Source organism: Spiroplasma poulsonii (assembly GCF_009866525.1).
In the GTDB taxonomy this organism is placed as follows: Bacteria; Bacillota_I; Bacilli_A; order Mycoplasmatales; family Mycoplasmataceae; genus Spiroplasma; species Spiroplasma poulsonii.
The window spans coordinates 809,686-823,823 of record NZ_CM020866.1 but is presented as its reverse complement, the minus strand read 5'-3'; the positions used below and the strand labels follow the sequence as shown (position 1 = coordinate 823,823).

Annotated in this window: 8 protein-coding genes, 3 rRNA genes and 1 pseudogene; 4 read left to right on the top strand and 8 right to left on the bottom strand. The window is 33.9% G+C overall.

Annotated features, from left to right (window positions below; all coding sequences use genetic code 4):
* Positions 1-15 precede the first annotated feature (15 nt).
* Positions 16-1,266, bottom strand: coding sequence for a hypothetical protein (locus MSROBK_RS04585; RefSeq protein WP_052443484.1), 1,251 nt, complete (start codon positions 1,264-1,266; stop codon positions 16-18).
* Positions 1,267-1,535: 269 nt separating this feature from the next.
* Positions 1,536-2,828, bottom strand: coding sequence for an Mbov_0401 family ICE element transposase-like protein (locus MSROBK_RS04580; RefSeq protein WP_369123223.1), 1,293 nt, complete (start codon positions 2,826-2,828; stop codon positions 1,536-1,538).
* A gap of 81 nt (positions 2,829-2,909) precedes the next feature.
* On the opposite strand from MSROBK_RS04580, the gene MSROBK_RS04575 reads away from it, so the two are divergent.
* Positions 2,910-3,185, top strand: a complete 276-nt coding sequence (locus MSROBK_RS04575) for an IS3 family transposase (protein ID WP_040093310.1) — start codon at positions 2,910-2,912, stop codon at positions 3,183-3,185.
* A complete protein-coding gene (locus MSROBK_RS04570) occupies positions 3,128-3,997 on the top strand; it encodes an IS3 family transposase (protein WP_206780842.1) in 870 nt (289 codons plus the stop codon). The genes MSROBK_RS04575 and MSROBK_RS04570 overlap by 58 nt, the downstream gene beginning before the upstream one ends.
* A gap of 161 nt (positions 3,998-4,158) precedes the next feature.
* On the opposite strand, the pseudogene MSROBK_RS04565 reads toward MSROBK_RS04570, so the two are convergent.
* Together MSROBK_RS04565 and MSROBK_RS04560 are read right to left on the bottom strand one after the other, a co-directional pair.
* Positions 4,159-4,994, bottom strand: a pseudogene (locus tag MSROBK_RS04565) (IS5 family transposase).
* A 698-nt stretch (positions 4,995-5,692) separates the two neighbouring features.
* Positions 5,693-6,166: a hypothetical protein gene (locus MSROBK_RS04560; RefSeq protein WP_040093324.1), complete on the bottom strand. Its 474-nt coding sequence runs from the start codon at positions 6,164-6,166 to the stop codon at positions 5,693-5,695.
* A gap of 196 nt (positions 6,167-6,362) precedes the next feature.
* Here MSROBK_RS04560 and MSROBK_RS11540 point away from each other — a divergent pair, with 196 nt between their 5' ends.
* Positions 6,363-6,701 carry a helix-turn-helix domain-containing protein gene (locus tag MSROBK_RS11540; protein WP_227991455.1) on the top strand — a complete coding sequence of 113 codons (339 nt, stop codon included), beginning with the start codon at positions 6,363-6,365 and terminating at the stop codon, positions 6,699-6,701.
* A gap of 2 nt (positions 6,702-6,703) precedes the next feature.
* On the top strand, positions 6,704-7,126 hold the full coding sequence (locus tag MSROBK_RS11535; RefSeq protein ID WP_227991452.1) for a hypothetical protein: 423 nt from the start codon (positions 6,704-6,706) through the stop codon (positions 7,124-7,126).
* Between the two features lie 113 nt (positions 7,127-7,239).
* Here the strand turns inward: MSROBK_RS11535 and rrf are convergent.
* From rrf to MSROBK_RS04535, 4 genes are all read right to left on the bottom strand, one after another.
* Positions 7,240-7,346 (bottom strand): 5S ribosomal RNA (rrf, locus tag MSROBK_RS04550).
* 70 nt (positions 7,347-7,416) lie between these two features.
* Positions 7,417-10,330: ribosomal RNA gene (locus tag MSROBK_RS04545) — 23S ribosomal RNA — on the bottom strand.
* A 278-nt stretch (positions 10,331-10,608) separates the two neighbouring features.
* Positions 10,609-12,128, bottom strand: a 16S ribosomal RNA gene (locus MSROBK_RS04540).
* Together the 16S, 23S and 5S rRNA genes form the textbook arrangement of a ribosomal RNA operon.
* Positions 12,129-12,460: 332 nt before the next feature.
* Positions 12,461-14,047 carry a Na+/H+ antiporter NhaC family protein gene (locus tag MSROBK_RS04535; RefSeq protein ID WP_040093323.1) on the bottom strand — a complete coding sequence of 529 codons (1,587 nt, stop codon included), beginning with the start codon at positions 14,045-14,047 and terminating at the stop codon, positions 12,461-12,463.
* Positions 14,048-14,138: the final 91 nt, after the last annotated feature.

Genomic DNA, 14,138 nt, shown 5'->3' with positions numbered 1-14,138 from the left:
ATTTGATAACTATTACTAAAAAAAGTTGCTGGTTGAACATCATTTTTTTTGATTTTCTTGATTTAGATCCTCATCGTTGGATTTTACCTGCTTCTTTGCACGAATTCGTTTAATTTTAACATTTTTAATTGGTTTGCTTGGTTTAGCAGTTGACTCTACTGTATCAAACAAACTTGCATAAAAATTATTGATTCGATAGTTTCCTACTGGTTCATCAATTTCAATTGCCCGTGGTATTTCAGTTTCAGACTCATCTTTTTGCGTTATTGGCAAAGAACCTATCTTTTCTTCTTCTTTTGGGGTTATTTCTTCTTGAAGATAATATTTATTAGTCGTATGATCAAGTCCTAAATTTGGTCGTTTTGTGATATCCCATTCCATAACATCAGCTTCATCATAAACCTCCGAACCGCGACCAAATGCGACGTTTAAGTTAATCCCTTTAGCTTCTGGTTTAGTTCTTGGTTGTTCAGGCTCGTTTGTCTGCGGTTTTTTTGCTTCTTCCTTAATTAAGTTTATTTTATTATTAAAAAGCGGTTGTGATTTTTTTCAAGATGAACTTTCTGTATTTTGAGTTTTATTATTATAACTTTGTGTCACAATAACATCTTTTTTTGGAATTGGATTAACAGCACTAACCTTCGGAAAATGTGTTGATAAAATTGATTTTGGTTTTAAAACAGGTTTATTTTCAACAACTGTCTCATTTGTTTTCCGAGCTGTTTCCTGTTCTGTTTTTTGGACAATTTTTTGAGCAATAGCACGCGCTTGTGCTTTTAAGACTGTTCGATCAACATCAATCTGATCATCTTTAAGAACACGATGAACTGGATTGTTATTATTAAAATGGGTTAAATCAATCTTTTTGCTCATCACTGGCGGTTCTTGTAAATGGTTATCATTATGAAAAGGTGCTTTTTCATCAAATGTTGTTTTTATTCGATCTAACCGTTGGTGAAAACTTGTCTTTTCTTGTTCTAACTGTTCTGTTTGAGTATGCAAAACTTTTAACGCGTCAGGATTATCAAGATTTAAATTTAATTCTCGGCATTGGGTTAATGAAGAAGGATAATTTTGTGGCATCATTTGTGTTGGGACAGATGAGTTTGATGCAAAAAAACCATTATTAAAAAAATGGCTATTTTCACCACCAAAAAAATGTGACTTAGCAATTAAAGAAGGCTCTTGACAATCAGAATGCTGATTGTTAAGAAGGCCTTGCTTAATTGGTTTAATTTTTAAAATTTTAATGTCATTGCTCTTCATTATTTAGCACCCACTTTAATTTAACCCCAAAACTCTATGTAATAATTATATCCTAAAATCGCCAAAAAATAAAGCGTTATTGGTGTTTTGACCGCTTTATGTTGGAATAAAGTAAGTGTTTGTTTAATAGACATAAATTTAATTCTTTTTCGTATAAAAGCATTAACAAGACTTTGTCTTTTTAAGTTATTCTAATTAAACCATGAATATTTATATTCTGCAACAGCAAAAATGCAAATTATTAAAATTTGTTCCAAATTGTTAACTGATTAGTTTTTTGAACTAAGAACTTTTCTGATTAATTTTGTGATTCCTCTTTCTTTTGATTTTAAGATTGGGACTGAACCTTGTTTTGATTCATAATCATAATTCTCATTTGTTGGATGAAATCACATATTTTGACGATAATACTCAGTTGCTTCTTTAACTTCTTCAATGTGTTCATTAATAATGAGTTGAATTGGACTTCACTGATTAACCTTTGCCATTCGCATCGATAACATAGTACGAAAGACAATTTCACTATATGCTTTTGCTCCATAAGATTTTAATGCCTTAACATTATGTGAAATTTGTGATTCTGTTTGGCAACCAATATAATACTCATTCTGATAATTTCTAATGCCATTCGCATTTGTAGTAATATATTTAATTAATTCTTTAACCTTGTCTTTTTTATCCTTTAAAAATGGGTACACTTCTTGCATTTCTTTTGTTAAAAATGGTTTTAAGTAATCTAAGATATGATCAACTCCCCCTTTTCGAACAAAAGCATATAAATCTTGATAGATTGCTTTTTTCTGTGTTTCTTCTATTGTTAGCACTTTCTTTGAATCTTTACTTAATCGACGAAAATTAAAACAACGGTGAACTTTAGCCATTAAATGAAACTCATCTAAAATATAGTCTGATTTAAAATATTCTGCTATTTTTTTAATTCATTCAGCACCATCACCCATTACTATTAACGATTTTTCTGTTAAATCATAATTATTATTAATGAATTCTTTTAACAATTGCCGATATTCTTTCATCTTAAGATTTACATTTTTTGACATCACCGTTAACAATAGCTTATTTTGTGAAAAATGTCGTTTCTTAGTAGATTTTTGTCAATCAATTCCAGTATGCAAATATGCTAATCGAACCATATTCTTATCAATCTTTTTATGTCTTTTAAAGATTTTAGTAAAAGTATCATCTAATCCCAAATAAATGTATTTGCTATCGGCTTTTATTTTATTATGAAGGGCAGTATGTTTAAAGTTTTCATTAATTTCTGCCAAATCAATACTTCTAAAAATATTAGAAACAGTCATTGGGGTAATTTTTGAATCTTTATATTTATCAATGATATCTTGATATAGTTTCCCAGAATCTAATTCCTTAAGAACTTTAATATACAAGTCAAAATGAATTCGCTGATATGGCTTTCGTCCCATTTCGGCATCTAACAAAAAGACAAATCGGTTACCACCATATCTGCCATCTTTATTTAATTTATTTGGATCATAATATTTAAAAAGTGTTCGTTGATAAGTAACATGTCATCATTCTGTAATTGTTTGGATGGGTTAAGATAAATTGGACAACAATAATGTGGAGTAAGGATTATAATTAAATTAATAAATGGAGGTGTAATTATGGCAAAGAATCATTATACCGATGAATTTAAACAACAAATTGTTAGTCTTTATAAAACAGGTAAAACAGCAAAACAATTGTCCAGTGACTATCAGGTCGGTAAATCAACAGTTTGAAAATGAATTCATGAATTCAATAATTCTGGTTCATTTAAAGCAAAAGATAATCGAAGCCCAGAAGAAAATGAACTAATTCATCTAAGAAAAGAAATTAAACAATTACGAATGGAAAATGATATTTTAAAGCAAGCCACACTGATAATAGGCAAAAAATAGTAATTATTAAAAACAACAAAGAAAAATATGCAATTATTAATTTATGCAAAACACTAAAAGTTCCTAGATCAACGTTTTATTATCAATTGAAATCAAATAATCCTAAATCAAACCATACTATTGATAATGCTGTTATCAGTATTTTCTTAAAAAGTCGTAAAAATTATGGCACAAGAAAAATTAAAGTTATGTTAGCACAACAAAATATTTTATTATCACGAATAAAAATTAGTAAAATAATGCAAAGATATAACTTAATTTCCAATTATACAAAACTTAAATATAAACATCAAAGTAACAAAAACGCTACATACAAATATCATAATTTGTTAAATCAAGAATTTAATAATTATAAACTACATGAAGTTGTTGTCAGTGATTTAACACAAGTTGCTATCAATAGCAAATGATATTATGTGTGCTTTCTAATTGATTTATTTAATCGTGAAGTTATTGGTTATGATGTTAGTTCCGATAAAGATGCCAAATTAGTTGAAAATACTTTTAAAAAGCTTAGTTTTTCTTTAGATAATATTAAAATATTTCATACTGATCAAGGCAGCGAATTTAATAACAATATCATTTACAATCTTTTAGCCAAAAACAATGTTGCAAAATCTTATAGTAAACCAGGCTGTCCTTATGATAATGCTGTTTCTGAATCAACCTATAAAATTTTAAAAACAGAATTAATTAAAAACAGAAAATTTAAAAATATTGAACAATTTAAATTAGAATTATTTGACTATGTTAATTGATACAATAATGTACGAATTCACAGCAAATTAAATTATTTAACACCAATTGAATAGACTTCTTGCATTACTTGTTAAAAAATTGCAAATATTTGTAAAAAAGATACTAATAGAAAAATATAATTTTAATTAATTATGTTTTTTATTTAAAAATTTAATATTTTTCCACAACGAAAAATTAATTTATTATTTAAATTATTTAATTTTAAATAAATATTTTATGTTAAATATAATAATTGTAAATTATAAATTGAGGCAATTAAATTAAATCTTAAACCAAATCTTTTTCTTCGATTACGATATTTTTCTGTAATAATTTTAAATTTTTTAAGAATAGCAAAAATATTTTCAATAATAATTCTCATTTTTGAAACTAGTCTATTATATTGCTTTTGTTCTTTGTTTAAAGGGTTTTTCTTTGTTTTCTTTGTAGGTATTAGAACATTATTGTGATTTTTTTGTATTCCTTGATAACCACTATCAACTATTAATTTGGTATTTTTTAAAATTGGGATTTTTGATTCTTTAAATAAAGCATAATCATGTTTTTTTCCGAGCGAAAAACTTGTTGCAATAATTTTTTTGGTTTCTTGTTCGATAATTACTTGTGTTTTGATCGTGTGTTTTTTCTTTTTACCAGAATAAGATTGTTTTTGTCTTTTTTTGGGCGTTGGATTGGAGTTTCGGTAGCATCAATAATAATAGTTTTATCATTAAAATAATCATTTATTAGTGCTTTTTTACCAGCAAGTTGTTGAAAATCAGAGTTTTTAATTAAAATATCTTCAATTCACTTAATATTACGATAACAATTAGCCTCACTAATATCAAAACTTTTACCAAGATGAAAATAAGTCTGATATTCTCGTCAATATAATAAAGTCATCAATAATCTATTTTCTAATGATAATTTATTAGTTTTACCACCTTTTTTAAATTTTTCTATTTCAGCAACTTTTAAAATATCTAACATTTTATTAAAAGTGGATTTTTTTATTCCTGTTAATCTTAACCATTCTCTATCATTAAGAGTATTAAATTTATTATTGTTCATATTTTTATGTCCTCATAAATTATATTTTATAATAATATTTTAATAAAAAAGGGTATCGCAAGAGGTCTAATATAAAAATCTTTACTCTACATAAAATTTGTCCAAAAAACCCTTGCCATTCCAGCTTTTGTTTTTCGATTAATTAGTATTCTATCCTTAAACTATATTACCTTTGACTATCTCATGCTAACAATTTGAGCAATTTATTTCCGTTGATATCTTAACTATATTATTTGTAATGTTTATACGGCTTTAATCTGTTTATACTATTCTGGCTTTGGTTTTATTTTTGTTTTTTTCACCTTTTTTACTTGAAATTTAATCGTTACTATTATTTTCTTTATGCGTCGGTGCTTTATTAAATATTATTTTTTATATCCAATTGTCGTTTTTGTCTTAATTTACTTACAATATTTAATTGCCATTTTTCTATATAGTTGAGTTATTTTTGGAAATATTAAGCAAGCCCTTGGGGTTTGAATCTTTTGGTTAATAAATAATACAATTTGTGCAATAACATCAACCGCCTTAACAACTCCGGTTTTAATTCCATTTATTAAAATGATATATTATTTTGCAAATAAATATCCCTTTTTATTTAATCAGAGTTTCTTAAATTATCTCGATGAAACAGACTATAACTTTCAATTTAAATTTTCGAAAAAAAACACTGATAAAAAACCAGTGTAATTTGTTAACTAACGTGAAACTTGATCTAATAATTTTTGTCACTTTTGTGATTCTTTTTCTCATGATTCTTTTGATAAAATCACTTTACGCTCACGCATCGCATTTTTAACACGTGAAATATTTGTTAAACGCATTTGTTTTTTAGCACGTTTTTCGTATAAGGTATTATTTTTTACAATTTCTTCTTTACGTTTTTGTTCTAACACAATAATTCGTTCTTGTTCAATTTTATCAACGTCTTTTACTTTTGCAGAAGCTTTAATTTCTTTTTGTTTTGCTAAAGCAATCTTTGCTTCTCATTTCTTTACAGCCAAAATAGATGCTTCATTATTTTTTTTAATTCATTCTTCACGGATTAATTTTTCTTTTGCTTCTTTTTCATCAGTTTTAGTAGTTAAATCTTTTCCCTCTTCAATAATTTGATTTATTAAGTCAACTACTGATAACTCCTCTTGCATAACAACTTTCTTTTTTACTGCCATAAATAAACTCCTCATCTTTTTATGTTTCGTTCCTATATAAGAATACTTCTTAATATTTTTACATAGACTATTCCCATTATATCAAAAAATCATAAAAATTAAAGCAAATCATTCATTTTAACAAAATAAAGTTTTAAAAAAGATTTTGATTAAATAAAAAATGATAAAATTATACTTAGTAAGAAGGAGACAAGTTATGTTAAATTTTAATGATGAAAAACTAAATAAGTTAGTAACAAATTTTATTCATTATATGGTGGACCCAAAACATGATGAAGGAAAACAATTCGTTGAAACTGATTATAAGAATTTTTTTCATCACATTGATTCACGTAAATCAAAAAGTAATTTAAATATTGTGATTAGTTCCCATTTAGCAACCGCCGAGCAATTTGCGAAAGCTGGGGAAATTATCGACCAATATCACATCAATAAAACCCCTTTTACTTGATGTACTATTACCGTTGACAATAACCAAGCTCTGAAAAATCATTTTTTGAAAAAAGTGGTTTACAACACTTTGAAACTGCATTAGGAATGTTAATTAATTTATCAACTTTTACAATAACTAATCGGGAAAACCAGAATGAACAATTTCAAGAAGTAACATCACAAACGATTGTTCATGATGTTGTTAAAGTTATTAAAAGTGCCTTTGATTTATCCCTCATTGATCTTGCAAAATATCAATCAATTTGAGAATTAAACCAAGCTGAAAAAATTAGTTATTTAACCATTTTAACAAAAAACAACATTCCCGTTTCAACTGGCAACTTATACTTTGAACCAGAATTAGCAATTATTGATGATATTGCAACTCATAGTAATCATCAAAAACAAGGTTTTGCCAAAGAAAATGCTAATTCATTTATTAAACCAAGCAAAACAAGCCAATTACCAATATGCTGGTTTAATTGCCACTCCTGATGGGTTACCACTATATGAAAAACTTGGTTTTAAAAGTCAAAAATTATGTTTTAATGTTTATACGATGCATTATTCAAAATAATAATGCATTTTTTAATGTTAAAATTTAACAAATAAAAAAAAGACTTATTTAAAGTCTTTTTTTAACCTGGCACTGCCCTATTTTCACCTTGCGGCTATCGTCGGCGTGATAGTGCTTAACTTCCGTGTTCGGGATGGGAACGGGTGTGTCCACTATGCCATAAGCACCAGATCACTTGAGTGGAATTATCCCCTCAAAACTAGATAATAAACATTCTAAAATTTGTAAATAAGCTCTCGCTTTTTTGAAGTCCTCGACCTATTAGTATTGGTTAGCTGAACACGTCACCGTGCTTACACACCCAACCTATCAACCTTGTCGTCTTCAAGGGGTCTTACTCCATAAAGGATGGGAAATCTCATCTTAAAGTATGCTTCTCGCTTAGATGCCTTCAGCGATTATCATTTCCACACATAGCTACCCAGCTGTGCCACTGGCGTGACAACTGGAGCACCAGAGGTGTGTCCATCCCGGTCCTCTCGTACTAGGAACAGATCTCTTCAAATTTCCTACGCCCACAACAGATAGGGACCAAACTGTCTCACGACGTTCTGAACCCAGCTCGCGTACCGCTTTAATGGGCGAACAGCCCAACCCTTGGAACCAACTTCAGCTCCAGGATGCGATGAGCCGACATCGAGGTGCCAAACCTCCCCGTCGATGTGAACTCTTGGGGGAGATCAGCCTGTTATCCCCAGGGTAACTTTTATCCGTTGAGCGACGGCCCTTCCACACGGGACCGCCGGATCACTAAGCCCAGCTTTCGCTCCTGTTCGACTTGTAAGTCTCACAGTCAAGCACCCTTCTACCTTTGCGCTCTATGTATGATTTCCGACCATACTGAGGGTACCTTTGGGCGCCTCCGTTACATTTTAGGAGGCGACCGCCCCAGTCAAACTACCCACCTGACACTGTCTCTGATCTGGCTTACAGATCTAGGTTAGGATTTCGACATAGCAAAGGTGGTATTCCAAGGACGACTCCACAACAACTAGCGTCGCTGCTTCAAAGTCTCCCACCTATCCTATATATGCTATATCAAAACCCAATATCAAGCTATAGTAAAGCTCCATGGGGTCTTTCCGTCTAGTTGCGGGTAACCTGCATCTTCACAGGTACTAAAATTTCACCGAGTCTGCAGCCGAGACAGCGAAGGGATCATTACGCCTTTCGTGCGGGTCAGAACTTACCTGACAAGGAATTTCGCTACCTTAGGACCGTTATAGTTACGGCCGCCGTTCACTGGGGCTTCGGTTCAAAGCTTCGCTAATGCTAACTAATCCCCTTAACCTTCCAGCACTGGGCAGGCGTCACCCCCTATACGTCGTCTTACGACTTTGCAGAGAGCTGTGTTTTTGCTAAACAGTTGCCCCTCCCTCTTCACTGCGGCTCATATTGCTATGAGCACCCCTTCTCGCTAACTTACGGGGTTATTTTGCAGAGTTCCTTAGCTACAGTTATCTCGCTTGCCTTAGGATTCTCTCCTTGACCACGTGTGTTCGTTCTAGGTACAGGCACCATATAAATAGTGCTAGAAGCTTTTCTTGGAAGCATGGAGTCATATACTTCGCTACTAGGCGAACCGTTCGCTCCCCATCACACTTCAAGGTTATGCAAGGCGGATTTGCCAACCTTACCCTCTTTGTGCTTAGCCCGGAAATCCAATAACCGGGATATACTATCCTTCTCCGTCACTCCATCGCTCTATATGGTGGTACAGGAATATCAACCTGTTGTCCATCGACTACGCCTTTTGGCCTCGCCTTAGGTCCTGACTAACCCTGGGTGGACGAACCTTGCCCAGGAAACCTTGGTCAAACGGCATGAGGGATTCTCACCCTCAAACGTTACTCATGCCGGCATTCTCACTTCTAACCAGTCCAGCAGTCCTCACGGTCTACCTTCATCCCTGTTAGAACGCTCCCCTACCGCCCTGTATATAAATATACAAAACCCATAGCTTCGGTATTATGCTTAGCCCCGGTACATTTTCGGCGCAAAGTTACTCGACTAGTGAGCTGTTACGCACTCTTTAAAGGGTGGCTGCTTCTAAGCCAACCTCCTAGCTGTCTAAGCGACTTCACATCCTTACACACTTAGCATAAATTTTGGGACCTTAGCTGATGATCTGGGCTGTTTCCCTTACGTGCATGGACCTTATCACCCATGTACTGACTGCCGAGTATACAAAATTGGCATTCGGAGTTTAATTGTATTCAGTACCCCTAGGTGGGGCCATCATACATTTAGTGCTCTACCTCCAACTTGCTAACCTCGACGCTAGCCCTAAAGCTATATCGGGGAGAACCAGCTATCTCCAGGTTCGATTGGAATTTCACCCCTAGCCACAAGTCATCCGCGGTCTTTTCAACGAACGTCGGTTCGGTCCTCCATTAAGTTTTACCTCAACTTCAACCTGCTCATGGCTAGATCACCTGGTTTCGGGTCTATGACAACATACTAAACGCCCTATTAAGGCTCGCTTTCACTACGGCTCCGTATCTTCTACTTAACCTTGCATGCTATCATAACTCGCCGGCTCATTCTACAAAAGGCACGCCGTTACCCATTAACGGGCTCCGACTTCTTGTAGGCATATGGTTTCAGGTACTATTTCACTCCCCTCCCGGGGTGCTTTTCACCTTTCCCTCACGGTACTGGTTCACTATCGGTGAATAGGTAGTATTTAGCCTTACGCGGTGGTCCGCGTTGATTCCGACAAGATTTCACGTGTCTCGCCGTACTCAGGATTCCATTTCGAGTCTTGTTCATTTCATATACGGGGCTATCACCCTCTGTGGCATGGTTTCCCAACCATTTCTACTATAAACAAGTTTTGTAACTCTACTCATATGGTCCTACAACCCCAGATAAATCTGGTTTGGGCTGTTCCCCGTTCGCTCGCCGCTACTAAGAGAATCGCATTCGCTTTCTTTTCCTCTAGGTACTGAGATGTTTCAATTCCCTAAGTATACCTTCACTATAACTATGTATTCATTATAGGATGATGAGAGATTAATCTCACCGGGTTCCCCCATTCGGACATGTTCGGATCAAAGCTTACTTCCAGCTCCCCGAACCTTATCGCAGGTAGTCACGTCCTTCATCGTCTCCTATTCCCAAGGCATTCACCATACGCCCTTTGTAACTTCAAAGTTTTATTAATTTAATTATTTGACCTGATTTTAAATCAGTTTTGAGAATCATTTACAAATATAACTGTGAAATTTTAGTTATTTTTTTAAAATAACAGAAATTTTGAATTATTGTTATTTTAATCTTATGATTAAAATAACTAGATGTCTATTATCCAGTTTTCAAAGAACAATTTCAATAACATTTTTCGTGTTATTGTCAGAGAAACTAATCCCCGAAAACTAAACATAACGGTCATTAAAACTAATTAGATTACTATAAAGTAATAACTCCATAGAAAGGAGGTGATCCATCCGCACGTTCTCGTACGGATACCTTGTTACGACTTCACCCTAATCATCAATCCTACCTTGGGCGGCTTCCTCCTTGCGGTTAGAATACCGACTTCTGGTATTATCAACTCTCATGGTGTGACGGGCGGTGTGTACAAGACCCGAGAACGTATTCACCGCGACATTGCTGATTCGCGATTACTAGCGATTCCGGCTTCATGAGGGCGAGTTGCAGCCCTCAATCCGAACTGAGACCGGCTTTTTCAGATTAGCTCCCTCTTGCGAGATCGCAACTGTTTGTACCGGCCATTGTAGCACGTGTGTAGCCCAAGACATAAGGGGCATGATGATTTGACGTCATCCCCACCTTCCTCTAGCTTACACTAGCAGTCCCGTTAGAGTATCTCAACTTAATGGAGTAAATAACGGCAAGGGTTGCGCTCGTTACTGGACTTAACCAAACACCTCACGGCACGAGCTGACGACAACCATGCACCACCTGTCTCAATGTTAACCTCCACTGTATTTCTACAGCTTTGCACTGGATGTCAAGCCTTGGTAAGGTTCTTCGCGTTGCTTCGAATTAAACCACATGCTCCACCGCTTGTGCGGGTCCCCGTCAATTCCTTTGAGTTTCACTCTTGCGAGCATACTACTCAGGCGGAGTACTTAATGCGTTAGCTGCAGCACCGAACTTAGTCCGACACTTAGTACTCATCGTTTACGGCGTAGACTACTAGGGTATCTAATCCTATTTGCTCCCTACGCTTTCGTGCCTAAACGTCAGTGATAGGCCAGTCGACCGCCTTCGCCACTGGTGTTCCTCCATATATCTACGCATTTCACCGCTACACATGGAATTCCATCGACCTCTCCTACACTCTAGCTTAACAGTTTTCAAGGCGAACTGGAGTTAAGCTCCAGGATTTGACCCCAAACTTGTTAAACCGTCTGCGCACGCTTTACGCCCAATAAATCCGGATAACGCTTGCCACCTATGTATTACCGCGGCTGCTGGCACATAGTTAGCCGTGGCTTTCTGGTAAGGTACCGTCAAATAAGTATCATTTCCTATACCTACTGTTCTTCCCTTACAACAGACCTTTACAATCCGAAGACCGTCTTCAGTCACGCGGCATTGCTCCATCAGGCTTTCGCCCATTGTGAAAAATTCCCTACTGCTGCCTCCCGTAGGAGTTCGGGCCGTGTCTCAGTCCCGATGTGGCCGTTCAACCTCTCAGTTCGGCTACGTATCACTGTCTTGGTAGGCCATTACCCCACCAACTAACTAATACGCCGCACCCTCATCCATTAGTGGTCCAAACGGACCTTTTAACATTCTCTGATGCCAGAAAATGTCGTATGCGGTATTAGCAGTCGTTTCCAACTGTTATCCCCCGCTAATGGGTAGATTAGATACGTGTTACTCACCCGTTCGCCACTGGGTGCAAGCACCCCGTTCGACTTGCATGTATTAGGCATGCCGCCAGCGTTCATCCTGAGCCAGGATCAAACTCTCATTAAAAAATATTGTTTTTGTTCCTAGCTTTAATGACGGATATTCATTGATTAAATGATTATCTTTGTTGTTATGTTTAGTTTTCAAAGATCGTTTTTGTGTCAACAAAACACCTTTCAAATCATACAAAAATTAGTGATTATTGTCAATAACTTTTGACTTTTTTTGTAATAATTTTTTCGATATTGTGCGGAAATATTCATTTTTCATTAATAATAAGTATTACTAACTGACACCTTTATAAGTATATAAAATCCATATTTTTTTGCAAGCGTTTTTACTAAAAATATTAATATTTTTTTCATAAAAAATAACTATTTAAAATAGTTATTTTAATCTTATTTTTTCCGAAAGATGTTAGTTATTCCTTTTCATCATGATGCTGTTAAATAGCGTTCTAAACTATTAAAACTAATAAAAATAATTGCTGAAAAAAATAGTAAATATAAATATCAAGCATATTTTCAAACATCAAGAAAAGAGATCGGTGTTTGATTACTAGTAACATAGTTATTTGCCATACTAACTAAAATTAGCATTTGTGCCCCATATGGAATTAAACCTTGGAAGACAGCGGGGAAAATTGAAACAAAAGCAGCAATCTTGTTTTTATTTAAATCATATTTTTGTCGAATTTCTTTTACCATTGGGCCAACAACAATAATAGCAATAGTATTGTTAGCTAAAGCAATATCTGCCACACTTGTTAAAGTTGCAATTCCAAATTGCGCACTTTTTTTACCTTTAATTTTTTGATTAATTTTTTCAGTTGCTCATTCCAATCCCCCAGATAGTTCACTTAACCCTGCTAAACCACCAGTGAAAAGTGCTAAAAAAGCAATTTCCGCCATTGATAACATTCCATTTTTAATAGCATCTGTTGCCACTAAAAACTTATCTAAACCACTTAAGAAATGACCATTTGGATTTAAACTGCCATTTAACATACGAGCGGGCGTTAAACTTGGTAAATAAGATGATGTTAAATCACCAGTTGCTGTTACTCATTGATTAAATTGGCTTAAACTAAAACCAACAATAATGGCACCAAAAATCCCACTAATTAACACAATAAAAACATTAACACCACACAAGGCAACAACTAGAACAACAAAGAATGGTAAAATTGTTAATAATGCTCGCCACCAAATTCATCTTTCACTATTTACTTTTGCATATTTGACATAAGTAACGGTAAAGAAAAGAATAATAGTAATAATTGCGGCAAAAATTAAAATTTTTCAATTAAATAAAAATCGACTTTGCGGAGTAACATCTTGAGTTCGACATGATGCAATTGCTGTATCAGAGATAACTGATAAATCATCACCGAACATTGCTCCGCACAATAAGGCCCCACCTACCATTGCTAAATTTAAATTTGCTTGTGCTGCCATTCCAAACGCAATTGGTCCAAACGCAACAATTGTTCCAACACTAGTTCCCATTGCAGTTGAAATAATCGCACTAATTAGAAAAACACCCCCAACTAAAATTGCTGGTGGAATAACCTTGAACCCAAGAAAAGCAATGGCAGAAGAAGCCCCAATTATGTTCATTAGTTGAGCAAATGACCCCGACAATAAATAAATAAAAACCATAATTAAAATGTTTTGATCAGCACTTCCTTTTAAGAAGGCATTTAATTTAGTTGTAAAATTTCCTTTAATAATTAAAAAACCAATAATCGTTGGAATCAAAATAATAATTGGAGCAAATATTAAATAAAACCCCATTGGATTGTTTTTTGAAAAAATTTCTTGTTTAAAAATATCTAAAATAATTCCCACTAAAATAAATAAAATAACAAATAATAACAACGGTACTAAACCACGAAAAGAAACCTCTTTCTTTAAATCTAATAAATTTGTTGTTAGCGTTTGTTCTTGTAATAATTTTTCAACTTTTTTCTGTTTTTTCGGCACATTAATCAACTACTTTCTCTTGTTAAAATAATTGATTATTGATTTTTAATATTATTAAATTTATCGTAATTAACGGCACATCATCATGTTA